General features: G+C 69.8%; 17 protein-coding genes. 8 read left to right on the top strand and 9 right to left on the bottom strand.

The window, feature by feature from the left end:
- Window positions 1-84: 84 nt before the first annotated feature.
- Window positions 85-1,782 (bottom strand): DEAD/DEAH box helicase, encoded by a 1,698-nt coding sequence (locus AC5RW2_RS12360; RefSeq protein WP_494025320.1) that lies wholly within the window; start codon window positions 1,780-1,782, stop codon window positions 85-87.
- 237 nt (window positions 1,783-2,019) lie between these two features.
- Between AC5RW2_RS12360 and trmB the strand changes: the two genes are divergently transcribed.
- Window positions 2,020-2,931 carry a tRNA (guanosine(46)-N7)-methyltransferase TrmB gene (gene trmB / locus AC5RW2_RS12355; protein ID WP_494073994.1) on the top strand — a complete coding sequence of 304 codons (912 nt, stop codon included), beginning with the start codon at window positions 2,020-2,022 and terminating at the stop codon, window positions 2,929-2,931.
- A 37-nt stretch (window positions 2,932-2,968) separates the two neighbouring features.
- Here trmB and AC5RW2_RS12350 read toward each other — a convergent pair whose 3' ends face one another.
- On the bottom strand, window positions 2,969-3,628 hold the full coding sequence (locus tag AC5RW2_RS12350; protein WP_494000689.1) for a zf-HC2 domain-containing protein: 660 nt from the start codon (window positions 3,626-3,628) through the stop codon (window positions 2,969-2,971).
- Entirely contained in the window at window positions 3,625-4,122 is a 498-nt protein-coding gene (locus AC5RW2_RS12345) for a sigma-70 family RNA polymerase sigma factor (protein ID WP_494000690.1), read from the bottom strand. The genes AC5RW2_RS12350 and AC5RW2_RS12345 overlap by 4 nt, the downstream gene beginning before the upstream one ends.
- A 245-nt stretch (window positions 4,123-4,367) precedes the next feature.
- On the opposite strand from AC5RW2_RS12345, the gene AC5RW2_RS12340 reads away from it, so the two are divergent.
- Window positions 4,368-4,928: a COG4315 family predicted lipoprotein gene (locus tag AC5RW2_RS12340; protein ID WP_494022350.1), complete on the top strand. Its 561-nt coding sequence runs from the start codon at window positions 4,368-4,370 to the stop codon at window positions 4,926-4,928.
- Window positions 4,929-5,010: 82 nt separating this feature from the next.
- On the opposite strand, the gene AC5RW2_RS12335 is transcribed toward AC5RW2_RS12340, so the two are convergent.
- The 5 genes from AC5RW2_RS12335 to AC5RW2_RS12315 all read right to left on the bottom strand — a co-directional run bounded on the left by AC5RW2_RS12335 (window position 5,011) and on the right by AC5RW2_RS12315 (window position 11,433).
- On the bottom strand, window positions 5,011-5,433 hold the full coding sequence (locus tag AC5RW2_RS12335) for a heat shock protein transcriptional repressor HspR (RefSeq protein ID WP_493978112.1): 423 nt from the start codon (window positions 5,431-5,433) through the stop codon (window positions 5,011-5,013).
- A gap of 66 nt (window positions 5,434-5,499) precedes the next feature.
- Entirely contained in the window at window positions 5,500-6,468 is a 969-nt protein-coding gene (locus AC5RW2_RS12330) for a DnaJ C-terminal domain-containing protein (RefSeq protein WP_494000692.1), read from the bottom strand.
- A 131-nt stretch (window positions 6,469-6,599) separates the two neighbouring features.
- Window positions 6,600-7,265, bottom strand: a complete 666-nt coding sequence (locus AC5RW2_RS12325; protein WP_494012881.1) for a nucleotide exchange factor GrpE — start codon at window positions 7,263-7,265, stop codon at window positions 6,600-6,602.
- A gap of 2 nt (window positions 7,266-7,267) precedes the next feature.
- Window positions 7,268-9,142: a molecular chaperone DnaK gene (gene dnaK / locus AC5RW2_RS12320; protein WP_494012882.1), complete on the bottom strand. Its 1,875-nt coding sequence runs from the start codon at window positions 9,140-9,142 to the stop codon at window positions 7,268-7,270.
- A 146-nt stretch (window positions 9,143-9,288) separates the two neighbouring features.
- On the bottom strand, window positions 9,289-11,433 hold the full coding sequence (locus AC5RW2_RS12315) for an MMPL family transporter (protein WP_494012883.1): 2,145 nt from the start codon (window positions 11,431-11,433) through the stop codon (window positions 9,289-9,291).
- 116 nt (window positions 11,434-11,549) lie between these two features.
- Here AC5RW2_RS12315 and AC5RW2_RS12310 point away from each other — a divergent pair, with 116 nt between their 5' ends.
- The 5 genes from AC5RW2_RS12310 to pabB all read left to right on the top strand — a co-directional run bounded on the left by AC5RW2_RS12310 (window position 11,550) and on the right by pabB (window position 17,315).
- Window positions 11,550-12,032 (top strand): MarR family winged helix-turn-helix transcriptional regulator, encoded by a 483-nt coding sequence (locus tag AC5RW2_RS12310; RefSeq protein ID WP_494073993.1) that lies wholly within the window; start codon window positions 11,550-11,552, stop codon window positions 12,030-12,032.
- A gap of 57 nt (window positions 12,033-12,089) precedes the next feature.
- On the top strand, window positions 12,090-12,896 hold the full coding sequence (locus AC5RW2_RS12305; protein ID WP_494073992.1) for a class I SAM-dependent methyltransferase: 807 nt from the start codon (window positions 12,090-12,092) through the stop codon (window positions 12,894-12,896).
- Window positions 12,897-12,923: 27 nt separating this feature from the next.
- Window positions 12,924-14,498 carry a phytoene desaturase family protein gene (locus AC5RW2_RS12300; protein WP_494073991.1) on the top strand — a complete coding sequence of 525 codons (1,575 nt, stop codon included), beginning with the start codon at window positions 12,924-12,926 and terminating at the stop codon, window positions 14,496-14,498.
- Between the two features lie 35 nt (window positions 14,499-14,533).
- On the top strand, window positions 14,534-15,154 hold the full coding sequence (locus AC5RW2_RS12295) for a LysE family transporter (protein WP_494073990.1): 621 nt from the start codon (window positions 14,534-14,536) through the stop codon (window positions 15,152-15,154).
- A gap of 130 nt (window positions 15,155-15,284) precedes the next feature.
- Entirely contained in the window at window positions 15,285-17,315 is a 2,031-nt protein-coding gene (gene pabB, locus AC5RW2_RS12290; protein WP_494073989.1) for an aminodeoxychorismate synthase component I, read from the top strand.
- Window positions 17,316-17,411: 96 nt separating this feature from the next.
- Here pabB and cls read toward each other — a convergent pair whose 3' ends face one another.
- Window positions 17,412-18,890 carry a cardiolipin synthase gene (gene cls, locus AC5RW2_RS12285; RefSeq protein ID WP_494073988.1) on the bottom strand — a complete coding sequence of 493 codons (1,479 nt, stop codon included), beginning with the start codon at window positions 18,888-18,890 and terminating at the stop codon, window positions 17,412-17,414.
- A gap of 86 nt (window positions 18,891-18,976) precedes the next feature.
- Here cls and AC5RW2_RS12280 point away from each other — a divergent pair, with 86 nt between their 5' ends.
- Window positions 18,977-19,852 carry an aminodeoxychorismate lyase gene (locus tag AC5RW2_RS12280; protein WP_494000702.1) on the top strand — a complete coding sequence of 292 codons (876 nt, stop codon included), beginning with the start codon at window positions 18,977-18,979 and terminating at the stop codon, window positions 19,850-19,852.
- Window positions 19,853-19,868 lie beyond the last annotated feature (16 nt).

Raw genomic sequence — 19,868 nt, 5'->3', positions numbered from 1 at the left:
ACTTCCCTGTCGAAAATTAAAGGCCGCAGGGCGGCCCCTTCCGTACGGAGGGGCCGCCCTGCGGCCTTCGGCTCTGCGCCCGGCCTAGCTGGTCCGGCGCTTTTCCTGCGAAGCCGGCGCCGTGGCGCGGCGCGGGCCGCGGCGGGCCGGACGCTCGGAAGCCGGAGTCTCCGACCGGAAGACCGGGCGGGTGCCGCCGGCCGTGGAGCGCTGCGGACCGCCGGCGGTGCGCGGCGCGCCGCCCGACCGGGCCGGGCCGCCGGAACGCGCCGGCCCCGCACTGCGGCCGCCTGCCGCGGTTCCCGACTGGCCGCGGCGTCCGGCGGTATCCGCCCCGGCGGCGCTGCGATGGCTGCCGTGGCTGCGGGCCGCAACGTCCCGGCCGGCCTGGCCGCGGTTTTCGCCGCGGGCCGGCTGGCGCTGGCCGCTCTCCGGACCGCCGGCGCGTGCGGCGCCGGAGGCCTGGCGGGCTTCACCGGAGCGGGTCCGTCCGCCGCGGCCGCCGGACCGCATGGCCCGCTTGCGCTGGGCGTTGGCGCCGGTGGAGGTGCCGCCGCCGTGCTGCGGCAGGTTCGCTGCCTGCTGCTGGGCCCGCAACTGCGGATCGACCGGTGCGGCCACCTCGCCTACCAGTTTCACCAGCAGGTCCGAGGACGCGGTGACGCTTTCGAAGGCTACGTCCACGCCGGCCGCCTTCATCAGCTTGCCGACTTCCAGCCGCTGTTCCGGCAGCGCCAGGGTCACGACGGTGCCGTCGGAACCGGCGCGGGCGGTACGGCCGGAACGGTGCAGGTACGCCTTGTGTTCGGTGGGCGGATCCACGTGGATCACCAGTTCCACCTCGTCCACGTGCACGCCGCGGGCGGCCACGTCCGTGGCGACCAGCACGCGCACATGGCCGGAGGAGAACTCGGCGAGGTTGCGGTCGCGGGCGTTCTGCGACAGGTTGCCGTGCAGGTCCACCGCCGGGATGCCGGCGGCGGTGAGGGCCTTGGCCAGCTTCCGGGCGTGGTGCTTGGTGCGGGTGAACAGCACGCGGCGCCCGGCTCCGGCGGCCAGCCGGTTGAGCACCTGCTTCTTTTCGGAGGCATCGCGGGTTACGAGCACATGGTGTTCCATCGTGGTGACCGCGGCCTGCGGGTCGTCCACGGAGTGGGTCAGCGGACTGGACAGGTAACGCTGCACCAGCTTGTCCACGCCGTTGTCCAGGGTTGCGGAGAACAGCATGCGCTGCCCGCCGGCCGGGGTGGTGTCCAGCAGCTTCTTCACCACGGGCAGGAAGCCCAGGTCGGCCATGTGGTCGGCCTCGTCCAGGACGGTGATTTCCACCGATTCCAGCGTGATGATCTTCTGCTTCATCAGGTCTTCGAGTCGGCCCGGGCAGGCAATCACAATGTCGACGCCGGCGCGCAGCGCCTTTTCCTGGCGTTGCTGCGAGACGCCGCCGTAGATCACCGTGGTGTTCAGGCCCAGCTCCGACGCCAGCGGCTCAATGGTGGCGTTGAGCTGGGTGGCCAGCTCACGGGTCGGCGCCAAGACCAGGCCCAGCGGGCGTCCGGGTTTGCGGAAATGGGCGGCCTCGCGCTCGGCGAGCCTGGCGACCAGCGGCAGCGCGAACGCGAGCGTCTTGCCGGAGCCGGTGCGGCCGCGGCCCAGCACGTCCCGGCCGGCCAGCGTATCGGGCAGCGTCTCGGTCTGGATGGGGAACGGGGCGTCGATGCCATCGGCAGCGAGCTTCGAAGCAAGGGCCTTGGGCACGCCAAGGGCAACAAAAGTAGTCATAAGAAAGTGAGAATGTCTTCCGGTCAGTGTCCCCGCGGCAGGTTAGCCCAGGGTCGCCGAAGAAAAATCAGACAGTGCCAACCGCCCGGACCTGTCCGGTCACGTCGTTAGACGGAAAGCGGCGGCGCAATTGAAAGCGTTCATCGACGCAGGGAAACGCGTCAAACTGCGCCTCCGAGTAGCACCAGTCTAGCAGCACGTCCGGGCCGCCCGCACACGGGCGATACTCTGGTGGGGATGACCAGCGACTCCCCCACCCCTGATTTTCCCGCGAACGACGACGGTGCGCGCCTCGCGCAGCCCACCCACCTCGCCCGTCCGGTCAGCTTTGTGCGCCGCGGATCCCGGCTGCAGGGCCGCCGCCAGCAGGCCTGGGACGAATACGGCCCCAGGTTCGCCGTGGACCTCCCGCGCCACGGCGGCGACACCACCGTGGACCCGGACTATGTCTTCGACGCGGCGGCAGCCTTCGGACGCGAGGCACCCCTGGTGGTGGAGATCGGATCCGGCCTCGGGGAGGCCGTCTGCCATGCGGCGGAGCAGCATCCGGAGTGGAACTTCCTGGCCCTGGAGGTCTACCGGCCGGGGCTGGCGCAGACCCTGCTGCGGATCGGCCAGCACGGCCTGTCCAACGTGCGGGTGGCGCAGGTCAACGCGCCTGACGCCCTCGCGACCATGCTGCCCGAGTCCTCGGTCGCCGAGCTCTGGGTGTTCTTTCCCGACCCGTGGCACAAGACCCGCCACCACAAGCGGCGGCTGGTGCAGGAGAGCTTCGCGGACCTCGCCGCCCGCGTCCTGCAGCCGGGCGGAATCTGGCGCCTGGCCACCGACTGGTCCGACTACGCGATCCAGATGCGCCGGGTGGCCGACGCCTCGCCGGACTTCCGCAACCTGCATGCCGGCGAGCGCACCGGCGAGAACAGCCCGCTGACCCAGGTCTGGGAAAGCGGCGTGGAAGGCGTGGTGGGCGGCGCCCCGGTGCGCGAAGGCAAGATCCCGGTCAGTACCGGAAATGCCAGCACCGGTGAAGGCATGGATGAGCACGGCGGCTGGGCGCCCCGCTTCGACGGCCGGACCATGACCAGCTTCGAGCAGAAGGCCCACGACGCCGGGCGGATGATCTTCGACCTGGCCTACCGCCGGAACTGATCCCCGCCTGAGCTAAACCGCACTGGACCCCGCGGGCTCAGTCCGTAACCACTGCCGCCAGCGTTGTGTCCGCCCCGTTGCGCAGCTCCACCTGGACAATCTCGTCGGTGGCCATGGCGCAGGCTGCGGTGAGCGTGGCGCGGCCCGCCGGCGTCGCCTGCCAGGAGGCCACCTGATAGGTGTAGCCGGTGTCTCCTGTCACCCAGAGGGTGAGTAGTCCGTCCCGCGGCAGCTGCTCCCCCGCTACCTGCATCTCGGTGCCCCACGCCTTGTGCACCAGCGCCAGCTCCAGCTGCAGGCCGCCGTCGGCGGTCATCACATAACTCTCCGTCGCCGGCGGCTGCTGCTGCTGGGTCAGCAACGGCCCGATGGCCGCCCCGGCGACCAGGCACACGCCCGCCACCGCCGCCACCAACCCGGCCCACCGCCGTCGCTCCTTCCGCCGCCGGCGGGCGAGTTCGTCCACCAGTTCCCGGGTGCGTTCCTCGACTTCGTGTTGCGGCGGTGCCGCCAGCTCCAAGGCGGCGTCGCGTGGCAGCGCGTCCAGCAGATCGGGCAGCGTTTCCAGCTCCGCGGCCTCCCGGCGACACGCGGGGCAGGAGGCCAGGTGTTCTTCGAAGCCCGCCCGTTCGCGGCGGTCCAGTCCGCCCAGCACATAGAGGCCGAGCAGTTGGTGCTGTTCCTCGTTGGCATTCACTGCTGCCCCACCCCCATCTCGTCCAGTACGGCACGCAGGGCCTTGGCCGCGTAGAACGCCCGCGACTTCACCGTGCCCAGCGGAATGCCCAGCGACCGGGCTGCTTCGGACGACGTGAGCCGCTGGTAGTGCAGGGCGAGGATGATGTTGCGGTGCTCGGGGCTGATGCGTGCCAGCGCTTCCTCCATGACCACGCGGAGCAGGAGCCGCTCCAGCTGGTCTTCTTCGCTGGCCGGCTCGTCCTCGCCCAGGCCGGTCTCGCCCGGCCGCCGGGTGCGGCGCCGGTAGCCGTCGATAATGACGTGACGGGCGGTTTGGTAGAGGTAGCCGCGCATGTTGTCGGTTTCCGGGCCGCGCTTCCACACCCGCAGGATCGTCTCCTGCACCACGTCCTCCACCTGGTCCGCGTCGGAGGTCGCCGCGCGCACGAACCGGCGCAGCGCCGTGGCGTGGTCGCGGTAGAGGCGGGCCACGGCCTCGTCGTCCAATGCCACGGCCGCCTCCTTCCTCCCGGCAGCCCCGGCCGCCCCGCCGGCGGCGGACGTCCCAGTGCAGCGTCCCACGCGGCGTCCTACCGGGTACGACGACGGCGGCGGCGTTCCGGTTCATCCAGCCCGCGGGATCCACTGCGCCCGACGTTGAACCATTGTGGGTGCGGCCGGCGTCTTTGCCAATAGCGGGCCGCGCGCCCCGCGGCACGACGTTCCGGGCACCGCCCGGGAGACCGCAAAGGAACCCCATGAAAATCACGCAGACAGCCGCGGCAGCCCTGCTGGCCGCCGCCATGATGGGCCTCGCCGGGTGCGGAGGAGGCTCGGGTACGGAAACGCCTGCCGGCCCGGAGGCACCGCCGGCAGGCGAGGCGCCGACGACGGGCGCCCCCGGAATGACCACGCCGGCGGCGCCGGAGACAGACGGCGGGGAGACCGGCGGCGCGCAGGCATCCGGCGCCGCCTCTACCCTCACGACGGCCGAATCCGACCTGGGCGAAATCGTGGTGGACGGCGAAGGCATGACCGTTTACTACTTCACCAAGGATGTCCCGGACTCAGGCGAGAGCGCCTGCACGGGCGACTGCCTGGCCGCGTGGCCGCCCGTGCTGGCCGAGGAAGAGCCGGAACTCGACGGGGTCACCGCGGAGGTGGGCCTCATCGACACCCCGGACGGGCAACAGCAGGTGACGCTGAACGGCATGCCCATCTACTACTGGGCGCAGGACAAGGCCCCGGGAGACACGACCGGACAGGGCGTGAACGACGTCTGGTTTGTGGTCGCCCCCGACGGCGAAATGATCAAGTAGCTCCACGCCGCCATCCTGCCCGCAGCCGCCTGCCCGGGGACGGCAGCTGCGGGCGTCCGATCACAGGCGCCGGCCGGACGGGTCAGCGCTGCGGCCGCCAGACCATCAGCGCCTGGCTGCGCGGACGCGGCCGCTGGCCGCGGGCCAGCGTCACCACGTCGCCGGCGAGGCCGGCGGCGAACACCCGGCTGGAGTCGGTGCCCCGGCGCTGCCGTGCCATCAGTTCCTCGGAAAGGTCCCGGACCTGGGCCTTGAGCGCGGCGACCTCGTTTTCCAGCTGGAGGATGCGCTTGATCCCTTCCAGCGAGACGCCCTCCTGGGACAGCCGCTGGACCTCACGCAGGGTGTTCACGTCCTTCTGCGAATAGCGGCGCTGCCTGCCCCGCTGGCGCGACGGAGAGACCAGGCCGAGACGGTCGTACTGGCGCAGCGTCTGCGGGTGCATGTCCGCCAGTTCGGCCGCCACCGAAATCACGAAGATCGGCGCGTTCATATCGATGCTCATGGTGCTCTCCCTCCTGCGCTTCGCGCGTTTCCCGTCCGGACTGTCCCGACCTGTCGTAACTTCCCGCTACAGCCTGGCCTTGGCGGCAAGATTCCCGCGCGGGTCGGACCCGGCAGTCGCCGCCGCGAAGGCGTTAACCGCGTCTTCGGCCTCTTTTCCAAGGTTCTGCGGGACCACCACGTCGATGGTCACGAGCAGGTCGCCGGTGTTCTTGGAGGTCTTCACCCCGCGTCCCTTCACGCGGAGCGTTCGGCCGGAGGGTGTTCCTGCCGGCACCTTGACCTTGACGAATTCACCCGTCAGGGTCGGCACGTCGATCTGCGCGCCCAGCGCGGCCTCCGGGAACGTGACCGGGACGTGGATCCGGATGTTGTCGCCGTCGCGCTGGAAGAACGGGTGGGGCTTGACGTTGACGGTCACCATCAGGTCGCCCGCGCCGGCGGGGCCGGCCTGGCCCTTGCCGCGGACGCGGACCTTCTGGCCGTCTTTAATCCCGGCCGGGATCCGCACGTCGATCACTTCGCCGCTGGGTTCGCGCAGCCCGATGGTGGTGCCGTTGATGGAACCGGCGAAGGAAATGCTGGTGGTTGCGGTGCGGTCGGCGCCCCTGCGCGGGGGCTGCTGCTGCGGGAAACCGCCGAAACCGCCGAACAGATCGGCGAACTCCGGCGGCACGGTGCCCGCGGAGCCGGGGCGGGTGCGGGTGCCTTGGCCGAACAGGTTGCCGAAGATGTCCTCGAAGCCGCCCGCGCCCGGCCCGCCGGCGCTGCCGGGACCGCCGGCGCTGAAGCGCGCGCCGCTGCCCATGGCGCGGATCGCGTCGTACTGCTCGCGCTCCCCCGGGTCCGAGAGGACCGAGTAGGCCTCGGAGATGTCCTTGAACTTCTTTTCCGAACCTTCATCCCCCCGGTTGGTATCCGGATGGTGGGTCCGCGCGAGCTTGCGGTACGCCTTCTTGATGTCCGCGTCGGATGCGTCCTTGGAGACACCGAGGATCTTGTAGAAGTCCTTCTCGACCCAGTCCTGGCTAGCCATGCAGGCGCCTCCTTTCAGTTGTCACAAAGTCTATGGGCACCGGCGCCCCCGGACGGTGACGGGTTGGCCTCCGAGCGTCCGAAGGCCAACCCGTCATCAGGGGCTGGGCGCCGTGGCGCCCGCTGCCGGTGTCATTCTGCCGGTACGGCTACCACTACCTGGGCGGCGCGCAGTACCCGGTCGCCGGCCCGGTAGCCCAGGCGCAGGACCTGGCTGACGGTGTCCAGCTCCACCTCGGCGTCGGGCTGCTGCATCAAGGCCTCGTGGATGTTCGGGTCGAATTCGACGCCGGTCTCCTCGATGCGGGCCAGGCCGTAGGTCTTGAGCACACCGTCCAGCTTGGTGGCAATGGCCGCGAACGGTCCGTCCGCGAGATCGCCGTGCTGGCGCGCCGCGTCGATGTCGTCCAAAACGGGCAGCAGCGAGTTCAGCACGCCGATGACGGCCATCTCGCCGGCCACGGCGCGGTCGCGTTCCACCCGCTTGCGGTAGTTCACGTACTCCGCCTGCAGCCGGAGCAGGTCGTTCTTCAACTCCTCGGCCTCCTGCGACGTGGTCCCCTGGGCAACAGATTCCCCGGCCGGGACCTCGGCCCCGTTCAGGATCTGCTCCGCCTGGGCCAGCGCGTCGGCGTCGGCGCCCTGGCCGGCCGCGGGGGTTTCTCCCGCGGCCTGCCCGGCGTTCCCGGCTGCTCCCGAAGCCCCGCGGACCTGTCCGGTTTCCGGATCGATCTTGCGGTTGTCGCGGAAGTTCACCGGCTCGCTCTGGTGTTCTTCTTCGTTACCTTTTTCCGCCATGGTTACTTCTTCTCGTCTTCGTCGACCACTTCGGCGTCCACGATGTCCTCGTCGGCCGCACCGGAGCCGGCATCGGAGGCGCCGTCGCCGGCGGCCGCACCGTCACCGGCCGCGCCGGAGGACTGCGCCTGCGAGTAGATGGCCTCGCCCAGCTTGGTCTGGGATGCCTGCAGCTTCTCGAACGCGGCCTTGACCTCGTCGTCGTTGTCCTGCTTTTCCAGTGCGGACTTCAGGGCGTCAACGTCGGCCTTGACCTCGGTCTTGACCTCTTCGGGCAGCTTGTCATCGTTGTCGGCGAGCAGCTTGTCCACCGAGTAGGCCAACTGCTCGGCCGAGTTGCGGACGTCGGCGGCCTCGCGGCGCTTCTTGTCCTCCGCGGCGTGCTCTTCGGCCTCCCGCACCATGCGGTCGATGTCATCCTTGGACAGCGCGGTGCCGCCGGTGATGGTCATCGACTGCTCGGCGCCGGTGCCCTTGTCCTTGGCGGACACGTGCACAATGCCGTTGGCGTCGATGTCGAAGGTGACCTCGACCTGCGGCACGCCCCGCGGCGCCGGCGCGATGCCGGTCAGCTCGAAGGTGCCCAGCGGCTTGTTGTCGCGGGTGAATTCGCGCTCGCCCTGGAAGACCTGGATGGCCACGGAGGGCTGGTTGTCATCCGCGGTGGTGAACGTCTCGGACCGCTTGGTCGGGATCGCGGTGTTGCGCTCGATCAGCTTGGTCATCACGCCGCCCTTGGTCTCAATGCCCAGCGACAGCGGGGTGACGTCGATCAGCAGGACGTCCTTGCGCTCGCCCTTCAGGACGCCGGCCTGCAGGGCGGCGCCAACGGCCACGACCTCGTCGGGGTTCACGCCCTTGTTCGGCTCCTTGCCGCCGGCCATTTCCTTGACCAGTTCGACGACGGCGGGCATGCGGGTGGAGCCGCCGACCAGCACGATGTGGTCGATGTCGGAGACCTTGATGCCGGCTTCCGTGATCACGTCGTGGAACGGCTTCTTGGTGCGCTCGAGCAGGTCCGCGGTCAGGTCCTGGAACTTGGCCCGGCTCAGGTGCTCGTCCAGGTGCACCGGTCCCTCCGGGGTGACGGAGAGGTACTGCAGGGAGATGTTGGTGGAGGAGGCCGAGGACAGTTCCTTCTTGGCCTGCTCCGCGGCTTCCTTCAGGCGCTGCAGGGCGATCTTGTCCTTGGACAGGTCGGCGCCCTTGGACTTGGCCTGCTGCAGCAGGAAGTCGACCACCCGCTGGTCCCAGTCGTCGCCGCCGAGGCGGTTGTCGCCGGAGGTGGCGCGGACCTGGATGGTGGAGAATTCGTCCTCGTCCTTGCCGACTTCCAGCAGGGACACGTCGAACGTGCCGCCGCCGAGGTCGAAGACCAGGATCAGTTCGTCTTCCTTGCCCTTGTCGAGGCCGTAGGCCAGGGCCGCCGCGGTGGGCTCGTTGACGATGCGCAGCACGTTCAGGCCGGCAATTTCGCCGGCTTCCTTGGTGGACTGGCGCTCGGCGTCGTTGAAGTACGCCGGCACGGTGATGACCGCGTCGGTGACCTTTTCGCCCAGGTAGGACTCGGCGTCGTGCTTGAGCTTCTGCAGGATGCGGGCGGAGATTTCCTGGGCGGTGTAGTTCTTGCCGTCGATCTCCACCTTCCAGTCGGTGCCCATGTGGCGCTTGACCGAGGCGATGGTGCGCTCGATGTTGTTGACGGCCTGGCGCTTGGCGATCTCGCCGACCAGCACCTCGCCCGACTTGGAGAACGCGACGACGGACGGCGTGGTGCGGCCGCCCTCGGCGTTGGCGATGACGGTGGGTTCGCCACCCTCCAGAACTGAAACAACGGAGTTGGTGGTTCCGAGGTCGATACCTACTGCACGAGACATACGCGTGTCCTTCCTTTGCGGCCGCCGCAACGGCCTGGATTACTGTGGCGGCCCGACCCCCGGAGTATCCGGGGCGGCGCCGCGGTGGGCGGCAGCCGATGTGAGCCTTCTGCACTCAAGTTTACTCGGACGACAGGCTTTGTCAATCAAGTTGAGTGCACCGGACTCAACTTCTGCTCCGCCGGGTCCCGCGGGAGGCCCCGCCGGGACAACCCGGCCGGCCACCAGATCTTCGGTCCGAGGTCGTAGGAAAGCGCCGGGATCAGCAGCGACCGCACCAGGACCGTGTCCAGCAGGACCCCGAACGCCACGATGAACGCCAGCTGGACCAGGAACAGGATCGGGATCACCGCAAGCGCGGCGAAGGTCGCCGCCAGCACCACGCCGGCCGAGGTGATGACGCCGCCGGTGGAGCCCAGCCCCCGCAGGATGCCGGGCCGGGTGCCCAGCCGCAGGGATTCCTCGCGCACCCGGGTCATCAGGAAGATGTTGTAGTCGATGCCCAACGCCACCAGGAACACGAAGCCGAACAGCGGCACCGATGCATCCGCCCCCGGGAAGCCGAAGACATGGTTGAACACCAGCGCCGAGACCCCCAGGGCGGTGAGGTAGGACAGCGCCACGGACAGCACCAGCAGCACCGGGGCCAGGATCGAGCGCAGCAGCAGGATCAGGATGAGCAGGATGACGCCCAGCACCATCGGGGTGATCTTCAGCAGGTCGGCCTGCGCCGTCAGATTGGTATCCAGCGCCACCGCGGTGACGCCGCCGACCAGCGCGCCCGGATCGGCGCCGTCCAGCGCCCCGCGCAGGTCGGCGACGGTGCCCTCGGCGGCTTCGGAGTCCGGCACGTCCCGGAGCGTGGCATTGATCAGCACCCGGCCGTCCAGTTCCACCACCGCGTCGCCGCGGGTGTAAAACTCCGCGGACGCCACGCCCTCCTGGTTGCGGACCACATCCAGCACCTCGTCCCGTGCCGCGGCATCGGCGACGACGACGGCGGGGCTGCCGGTACCGGCGTCGAAGTGCCGGCCCAAGGCCTCCTGCCCGTCGGCGGAATCCGTCTGCACCATCACCAGCTCCGACTGCGGCACGCCGTGCGCCTGCAGTTGCAGCACGCCCAGCGCCCCGGCCACCAGGACCAGCACCGAAGCCAGCCACGTCACCCGCGGCCTGCGGGCAACCAGCCGGGCCACCTGCAGCCAGAGCCCGCGCAGGCCCTCGGTCCCGGCCACGGGGCGGTCGGGCCGCGCGCGGTGCAGGTGGTGGCCGGGACGGGGGACGATCGGCCAGAAGGCGGCGCGGCCGGCCAGCAGCAGCACGGCGGGCAGGAAGGTCAGCGCGGCCAGCACGGCGAACACGATGCCGACCGCGGCGATCGGCCCGAGGCTGCGGTTGGAGTTAAGGTCCGAGAACAGCAGGCAGAGCAGGGCCAGGATCACCGTGGCGCCGGAGGCTGCGATCGGCTCGACGGACCCCCGGTAGGCGGTTTTCATTGCCGCCCATTTCGACTCCTGCCCGCCCAGTGCCTCGCGGTAGCGGGCCGTCAGCAGCAGTGCGTAGTCGGTGGCGGCGCCGATTACCAGGATGAACAGGATCCCCTGGCTCTGCCCGCTGAGCCGGATCCAGCCTTGCAGGGCGAACCAGTACACCACGAGGATGGCCGCACAGAGGGCGAACACGGAGGTGAGCAGGACCAGGAACGGCAGCAGGACCGCGCGGTAGACCAGCAGCAGGATGACGAACACGGCGCCCAGCGCCACAGCCAGCAGGAGCCCGTCGATCCCGCCGAAGGCCTCCACCAGGTCGGCGATGAACCCGGCCGGTCCGGTCACATAGCCGGTGGCGGAAACCGGGAGTTCGGCCGCCAGCACGGCGCGGAGGCCGGCGACCACCTCGCCGGTATCCAGGTCCTCGGGCACCGGGACGATGAACTGCACCGCTTCGAAGTCTTCGGACGGAATCGGGCCGACCACCCCGGCGGCGCCACCTCCCGCAGTCCCGATAGCCTCCGACAGCTGTTCGGCCAGCGGGGCATACTCCGCCAGTTGCTGCGGCTGGAGCGGGTCGTCGAATTCGACCACGACGATGGCGGGGACCGCATCGGCATCCAGGAACCGCTCCTGCCATTCGCCCGCGGCGGTGGATTCGGCGCCGGCCGGAAGGAATCCGGCCTGGTCGTTGGTGGACACCTCGGAGAGCTTGCCGAAGGTCGGTCCGCCCAGGCCCGCGGCGGCGAGCCAGGCAACCGCCACCAGGGCGGGCAGGAGCATTCTGAGCCAACGGGCCATGGGAAACCGAGCCTTTGCAAGTCGACCGACTAAAACAAGCTCCACTATAGAGTAGTTCCACCGTAGAGATAAGTCTCGGGTGAACTATCCTTGGAGAGGTTGCCGGAGGGAGGAACGTGGCGCACAGTGAAGAGCGGCTGCTGCTGTTGCTGCAGCAGTTCGTCGTGGAGAGCGAACGCTACATCGAAGCGGTCAGCCAGCGGGACGCCCTGCACCGCACCGACCTCAACGCCCTGGCCGCGATGGTCCGGGCGGCCGCCGAGGGCCGCACGGTGACCCCGGGCAGCCTGCGGAACGAGCTGCACCTCAGCTCGCCGGCGACCACCGCGCTGGTGGACCGGCTGGACCGCTCCGGCCACGTGAAGCGGACCCGCAGCGACACCGACCGCCGCAAGGTGCACCTGGAGCTGACGGACCTGGCCCGCGCCACCGGCGGCGCCATGTTCGCGCCGCTGGCCCGCAACATCGGCCGGGTGCTCTCCGACTATCCGGCGGAAGACCGGCAGCGGCTCGCGGCGTTCCTGGCGGACATCATCGCCGCCACCGAAACCGCCTGCGCCGAAGTCTCGTCGGCCGAGGTCACGTCGGCCGACAAATAGCGCAACATTCCGGCACGGCAGCCGCCTGGCCGCGGGGGCGCGGAGTAGTCTCCCACTATGAAGGACGAGGTCTACTCCCACGGACACCACAAAAGCGTGGTCAAAGCCCATGCCATCCGGACCGCCGAGGACTGCGCGGCCTACCTGCTGCCGGAGCTCAAGCCGGGGATGATGCTGCTGGACGTGGGCTGCGGCCCGGGCAGCATCACCGTTGACCTGGCCGAGCGGGTGGCCCCGGGACAGGTCACCGGACTGGACCGGTCCGACGATGTCCTGACCCAGGCGGCCGAACTCGCCGCCCTGCGCGGAATCGAGAACGCCACCTTCGTCGCTGGCAACATCTACGACCTCGAGTTTGATGACGACACCTTCGACGTGGTGCACGCCCACCAGGTCCTCCAGCACCTGACCGACCCGGTGGCTGCGCTCTACGAGATGCGGCGGGTGGTCAAGCCGGGCGGCATCGTGGCCGTCCGGGACGCCGACTTCCACGGCATGAGCTGGTACCCGGAACTGCCCGAACTCGACGACTGGATGGAGACCTACCAGCAGCTTGCCCGCGGCAACCGCGCCGAACCGGACGCCGGCCGGCACCTCATCGCCTGGGCGCAGGCGGCCGGTTTCCACGACATCACTCCGTCGTCATCCAACTGGCTGTACGCCACCGAGGAGCAGCGCCGCTGGCAGGGCGAGGTCTGGTCGGAGCGGGTCCTGCATTCCGGCTACGCGGAACAGTCGCTGGAGCGGGGACTGATCGACCGGTCCGGGCTGGAACGGATAGCCCGGGGATGGCTGACGTGGGCCGCTGCCCCGGATGCGTGGTTCCTGATTCCCAACGGCGAGATCCTGGCCCGCAAACCCTGATCCCGCCGGCGGGACGGAAGGACTGATATGCCTCACTACGACGTGATCATCGCCGGCGGCGGTCACAACGGCCTGGTGGCGGCCGCCTACCTTGCCCGCGCCGGGCGGAGCGTCCTCGTGCTGGAGCGCGAAGACCAGGTCGGCGGCGCCGCGGTTTCGGCGGAAGTCTTCCCCGGCACCGGGGCCCGCATCTCGCGCTATTCCTACCTGGTCAGCCTGCTGCCGCGTCGCATCATCGAGGACCTGCGGCTGGACCTGCGGCTGCTGCGCCGGCGCTTCTCGTCCTACACTCCCCTGCCCGGGACCGCGGCGGGCCTGCTGGTGGACAACCAGGACCCGGACGCCACCCGCTCCTCCTTCGCCACGGTGGGCGCGGCCACCGACTTCGAGCCCTTCACCGGGTTCTATCAGCGCACCGGCCGGCTGGCGCGGGCCCTCTGGCCCTCCGTCACCGAACCGCTGCCCCGCCGCTCCGAGGCGCGCAGCAGGGTCGGCGACGACGAGGCCTGGAACGACTTCATCGACCGGCCGATCGGCGAGGTCCTCGAGCGCAGTTTCGGCTCGGACCTGGTCCGCGGGGTGGTGCTCACCGACGCCCTGATCAGCACCTTTGCCGGCGCCCACGACGCCTCGCTGCAGCAGAACAAATGCTTCCTCTACCACGTGATCGGCGGCGGGACCGGTGACTGGGACGTGCCCGAAGGCGGCATGGGTGCGGTCAGCGCGGCGCTGGAAAAGGCGGCCCGCAGCGCCGGCGCGGAGCTGCGGACCCGGGCGCGGGTCACCTCCGTCTCCCCCGAGGGAGAGGTGACGTACGACGACGGCGGCGCGTGCGGCGTCGTCGTCTCGGCGGAGCGCGTGCTCGCCAACGTCTCCCCCGCCGTCCTCAACGGGCTGCTCGCCGCCGCCGGGGCCGGGCCGGCCACCCGGCCGGAAGCGGCGCCGGAAGGCGCGCAGGCGAAGGTGAACCTGCTGCTGTCCCGGCTGCCGAAGCTGCGCGATGGCCTGGTGGCGCCGGAGGCGGCGTTCGGCGGCACCTTCCACATCAACGAGTTGTACTCGCAGCTGGAAGGGGCCGCCGCCGAAGCGGCCGCGGGCCGGGTGCCGGATCCGCTGCCCGCCGAGATCTACTGCCACTCCTTGACCGACCCCTCCATCCTCTCGCCGGAACTGCAGGCAGCCGGAGCCCACACGCTCACCGTGTTCACGCTGCAGACCCCGCACCGGCTGATCACCGAGGAGAACAACGACGCGATGCGGCAGCGGCTGCAGGACGCCGTGCTGGCCTCGCTCAATTCCGTGCTCGCCGAGCCGATCGAGGACTGCATCCTGCGCGATCCACGCGGAGAGCCGTGCATCGAAACCAAGACCACCCTGGACCTCCAGCGGGAGCTGAACCTGACCGGCGGCAGCATCTTCCACGGTCCCCTGGACTGGCCGTTCGCCGAAGACGACGAACCGCTCGACACCCAGGCGCGGCGCTGGGGCGTGGGCACGGCGCACGAGCGGATCCTGCTCTGCGGGGCTGGCGCGCGGCGCGGCGGCGGGGTCAGCGGCCTGGGCGGCCACAACGCGGCCATGGCCGTGCTCGAGTCCCGCTGACCGAAACCTGCCGGTCCGCACCGTAGGATCATCTGGTGCAAATCTCCTTATGGCTGGCGCTGCTCGGCGCCACCCTGGTCATCAGCTTCACCCCCGGCGCCGGCGCCATCAACACCATGAGCAACTCGCTCAACGCCGGCTTCCGCCGTTCCATCTGGGGGATTTTGGGCCAGCAGGCCGCCCTGGTCATCCACGTGGTGATCGTGGCGTTGGGCCTGGGCCTGCTGGTATCCAATTCGCCGATGCTGTTCGCCGCCATCAAGTACGCCGGCGCGGTGTACCTGATCTACCTGGGCCTGCAGCAGTTCTTCGCCAAGCCGACGGGCACCGCGGAAATCGAAGAGTCGCGGCGCAACGAGCCCGCCTTCTCCATGTTCCGGCGCGGACTCTGGGTCAACCTGCTCAACCCGAAGGCGATCGTCTTCTTCCTGGCCTTCATGCCCGGCTTCATCCGGCTGGACCAGCCCCAGCTGCCGCAGTACCTGGTCCTGATCGCCACCGTGGTGGTGGTGGACATCCTCGTGATGTGGTTCTTCTTCGCTGCCGCGGCCCGGTCCTTCCAGCGCTTCACGCGGACCACGCGCGGGCTGATGATGATGAACCGGGTCTTCGGCACGCTGTTCATCGCCGTCGGCCTCATGCTGGCGTTCCTGTAGCCCGGTTCTCATAGACTCAAGGACATGTACCGCATCATCGCCGCCAGCGCCGGCTGCCCCTGCCGCCGCGGTCCCGTCCGGGGGCATCCCCCGGTCCGGGCCGCCGCCGCGACCGGATGCGGGGAAATCCGTGCGCACTAAGCCCGTACTGATCGCCGTCGACGGGCGCTCGGGGGCCGGCAAGACCACGCTGGCCGTGGAACTGGCAGCGATGCTGCGGGTCCACCGCACGGTATCGCTGTTCCACCTGGAGGACATCTACCCCGGCTGGCACGGCCTGGCCGGCGGGCAGCAGCGGTACCTGGAAACCGTGCTGCGGCCCCTGGCCGCCGGGGACAGCGCGCACTGGACCGCCTGGGACTGGGAAGCAAACGGCGACGGCGCCTCCCGCACCACGGAGCCGGCCGACGTGGTGGTGTTCGAGGGCGTCGGTGCCGCCCATGCCGCTGCCCGCGGGCTGCTCGACGCCGTGATCTGGCTGCAGGCGCCCTCCGCCGACCGGCGCACCCGCGCCCTGTGCCGGGACGGCGCTGCGTATGAACCGTTCTGGGACGTCTGGGCGGAGCAGGAAGAGGCCTGGCTGGCCGGCGACGACGTCGCGGCGGCCGCCGACGTCGTCGTCGAAGCCGGTCCCTCCGGCACCGATCCCCGGCAGGTGCTCCACGCGCTGGCCTCGGTGCCCGCCCTGGAACACGCTTTGGCCCCGGAGCGCGCGGCCCGCGAGGGCGTCCGCCTGGTCGCCGAACGCCTGGCCGCCTATCCGGACGCCGAAGACATCTACCGGCGCCTGTACGCCGGCTCCGGCCGCAGCGTCTGGCTGGACAGTTCAAATACCCGTGAATCCGCCGACCGGAACCGGATCAGCGTCCTGGCCGACGATGGCGGAGCCTTCGGCGCCTGGGCCGAACACCGCAACGGCACCACCGTGGTCGGCCAGGGCAACGCCACCGCCCGGATCCGTGGCGGTTTCTTCCGCTGGCTGGACACCGTGTGGGGACGCCGCACCGTCACCCTGCCGGCCGGGGTCCCCGGGAACTTCGCCCTGGGCTGGCTGGGCTACCTGGGCTACGGGCTCAAGCGCGAGACCGGGGGCTCGGACGCCGGTGCCGAGGTGCCGGACGGGGCGCCGGATGCCGCTCTGCTGTTCGCCGGCCGGGCCGTCGTGCTCGACCACGGGCGGCAGTGCACGTGGCTCCTCGCGTTGGCCGGCCCGTCCGCGGGGGACGACGCCGACGCTTGGCTCGCCGCTACCGGTGCGGTGGTCAGCGGACTGTCCCCGGCCGCCGGCCCCGCCCCGGCTCCGGCCGCGCCGCCACAGGCGCCGGAATTCCGTTCCCGCGACACGCGCGAGGCCTATCTGGCCAAAATCCGGGAAGCGCAGGCGGAAATCACCGAGGGAAACACCTACGAGGTCTGCCTGACCACGGAGCTGCAGGCGACTGCGGCGGAACTGCTGGATCCGCTGGACACCTACCTGGCCCTGCGCAGCCGCAACCCCGCGCCCTTTGCCAGCCTCCTGCGGTTCGGGCGGCTCACCGTGGCCAGCACGTCGCCCGAGCGGTTCCTGGGCCTCGACGCCCGTGGCCGGCTGCGGGCCGAACCGATCAAGGGCACGCGCCGCCGCCTCCAGGATCCCGACGCCGATGCCGCCGTCGTAGAGGAACTCGCCGGCAGCGCCAAGGACCGCGCCGAGAACATCATGATCGTGGACCTGCTGCGCAACGACCTGAGCCACTTTGCCGTGCCGGGCTCGCTGCAGGTCAGCCGGCTGTGCGCCATAGAGTCCTACGCGACGGTGCACCAGATGGTGTCCACGATCGACGCGCAGCTGTTGCCCGGGGCGGTGCGGGCGGAGGCCGTGGCCGCTGCTTTTCCCGCCGGATCGATGACGGGCGCCCCGAAGATCAGCACCATGGACATCCTGGATCGGCTGGAGACCGGACCGCGCGGCGTCTACTCGGGTGCCGTGGGCTACTTTTCGCTGGACGGGGCCGCGGACCTGTCCGTGGTGATCCGCACCCTTGTGATGGACGGCAACCGGTTGAGTCTGGGCGTTGGCGGCGCGATCACGGCCGATTCCGTGCCCGAAGACGAATGGGACGAGGTCCGCGCCAAGGCCTACGGGGTGCTCTCGGCGCTCGGGGCAACGTTTCCGGAGTAACGCAGTCCACCGCGGCGCACCCGCGGCCGGACTTCAAGCGGCAGATCCTGGCGGCGTTCACGGAGGGCAACAAGCACCGCCCCGAGCGGGGCCCGGTTACTGCAGCGTGGCCGTCAGCCTGGCCACGTTGTCCACGTAGCGCTGCCAGCGGGGCCGCTGCCTCCACTCCTCGAGCGTGAGCTCCCGGGAAATGACCCGATAGCTATCCTGGATCTCCGAGACCTGCTCAACGATGTGGTCCCCGAGCATCATGACGGAGACCTCCATGTTCAGGGAGAAGGAGCGCATGTCCATGTTGCTGGAGCCGATGACCGCGACCTCATCGTCCACGGTGAAGTGCTTGGCGTGCAGCACCAGCGGCTTCGGGTAGCGGTAGATCCGCACGCCGGCCTCCAGCAGCGCCTGATAGTAGGACTGCTGGGCGTGATGGACCAGCAACTGGTCGCCGCGTTCGGATACGAACAATTCGACCTCGACGCCGCGCTGGGCCGCCGTCGTAATGGCATAGAGCAGCGAGTCATCTGGCACGAAGTACGGGCTGCAGATGGACAGCCGCTCCACCGCCGCGTAGATGAGCGTGTTGAACAAGCGCAGGTTGTTCTCGGTTGCGAAGCCGGGGCCGCTGGGCAGGGCCTGGCAGGTCATGGGGCCGGGCTCGCGGAAGGGGGCCGGGGTGAACAGCTCGCCTTCGAGCGTGTCGTCGGTTTCGCTGGACCAGTCGGTGGCGAACACCACGTTCAGCGCCGTGACGATCGGCCCTTCGTAGCGCGCCATCAGTTCCACCCATTTGCGGCCGATCTTATGGCTGGACGTGCGGCGGTAGCCGGGCTCGATCAGGTTCTGCGACCCGGTGAACGCCACCCGGCCGTCCACCACCAGGATCTTGCGGTGGTTGCGCAGGTCGATCCGGCGCCACTGGCCCCGGACCGGCAGCACGGGCAGCATGCGGCGCCAGTCGATGTCGGTGGTCTCCAGCCAGCGGCGGAACTTGCGGTAGCCGGCGACGCGGAGGGTGCCGATGTGGTCGAACAGCAGGCGCACGCGGACACCCCGGGCGGCGGCTTCTTCCAGGGCGGTGAAGAGCTTGCCGGTGGTTTCGTCGCGGCTCATGATGTAGAACTCGATGTTCACGAACTCACGCGCCTCGCGCACGGCCTCGGTCATCGCGGCAATGGACTCGTCGTAACCCGGATACAGCTCCACGTGGTTGCTGTCCACCATGGGGAAGGCGCCGAGCCGCCGGTTCAACTCTGCAGCCGAATGCACCCAGGCCGGGGCTTCCTGCTCGCTGGTCGGCTCCTTAAGGTTGCGGGTGGCGGCCCACACCCGGCCGTTGATCTCCGACTGCTTGGCGATCCGGCGCTCCGAGAGGCGGTACCGGCCGAACATGAAGAAGAGCAGCAGCCCGATCAGCGGGATGAAGAAGATGGCCAACAGCCAGGCCATGGCGGTATTGGGGCGGCGGTTCCCGGGAATCACGCCCAGGGCGATGACGCGGATGGCCATATCCACGACGCCCAGAATCACGACGGCCCACTCGGGGAATGTGCCCAGCCCCGCAAACGACCACAGCACGCGGCTGTTCCTCCCCTCCCGCCGTGTGCCGGCGCAATCCTCCCAGCCTACCCGGCGTTTGGGGGCAGACTCACTAAGCTGGAGCCATGACAGTTCTGGTGTTTTTGGACCCTGCCCACGAGGCGGGACGTGTCGCAGATGCCTCCCGGCCCCAGCTGATGGCCACCGATCTCGGGGCCACCCGCGGAGACGGCATCTTCGAGTCCCTGCTGGCGGTCAACGGGGTCCCGCGCAAGCTGCGGGCGCACCTGGACCGGCTTGCCGGCTCCGCCCGGGCCATGGACCTGCAGCTTCCCTCCCCGGACGCCTGGGAGCGTGCCATCGCGACGGCAATCGCCGAGCACCCGCCGGCCGAGGAGCTGGTAATCAAGCTGCTGGTGACCCGCGGCGTGGAAGGTGCACCCACACCCACGGCCTGGGTTCAGGCCTCGCTGCCGCCGGCGGCAGGGCGGCGCCAGCGCACCGACGGCATTTCCGTGCTGCTGCTCGACCGCGGGTACGACAGCTCGCTGGCCGAACGCGCCCCGTGGCTGCTCATGGGGGCCAAGACTCTCTCCTACGCGGTCAACATGGCGGCGCTGCGTTATGCGCACAAGAACGGCGCCGACGACGCCATCTTCACGTCCAGCGACGGCCGCGTGCTGGAAGGGCCCACGTCCACGGTACTGATGGCGCGGGTGCGCGACGGCGTGAAGACGCTGGTGACGCCGCTGCTGGAGAGCGGCATCCTGCCGGGCACGTCCCAGTCGGTGCTGTTCAAGGCGGCAGAAGCCGCCGGGTGGCAGCTGGGCTACGGCCCGCTGGAGCCGCACGACCTCTACGAAGCCGACGCCGTCTGGCTGGTTTCGAGCATCCGCCTGCTTGCCCCGGTCAAGAGCATCGACGGTAAGGAAATCCCCGTCTCCCCCGATCTGACCCAGGAACTGACGGCGCTGCTGGCCCAGGGCAGCCAGGAGGAGTAACCGGTGAGGAAACATC

Source organism: Arthrobacter sp. B0316-1-20 (assembly GCF_059091865.1).
This window is presented reverse-complemented; position numbering and strand designations above follow the sequence as displayed.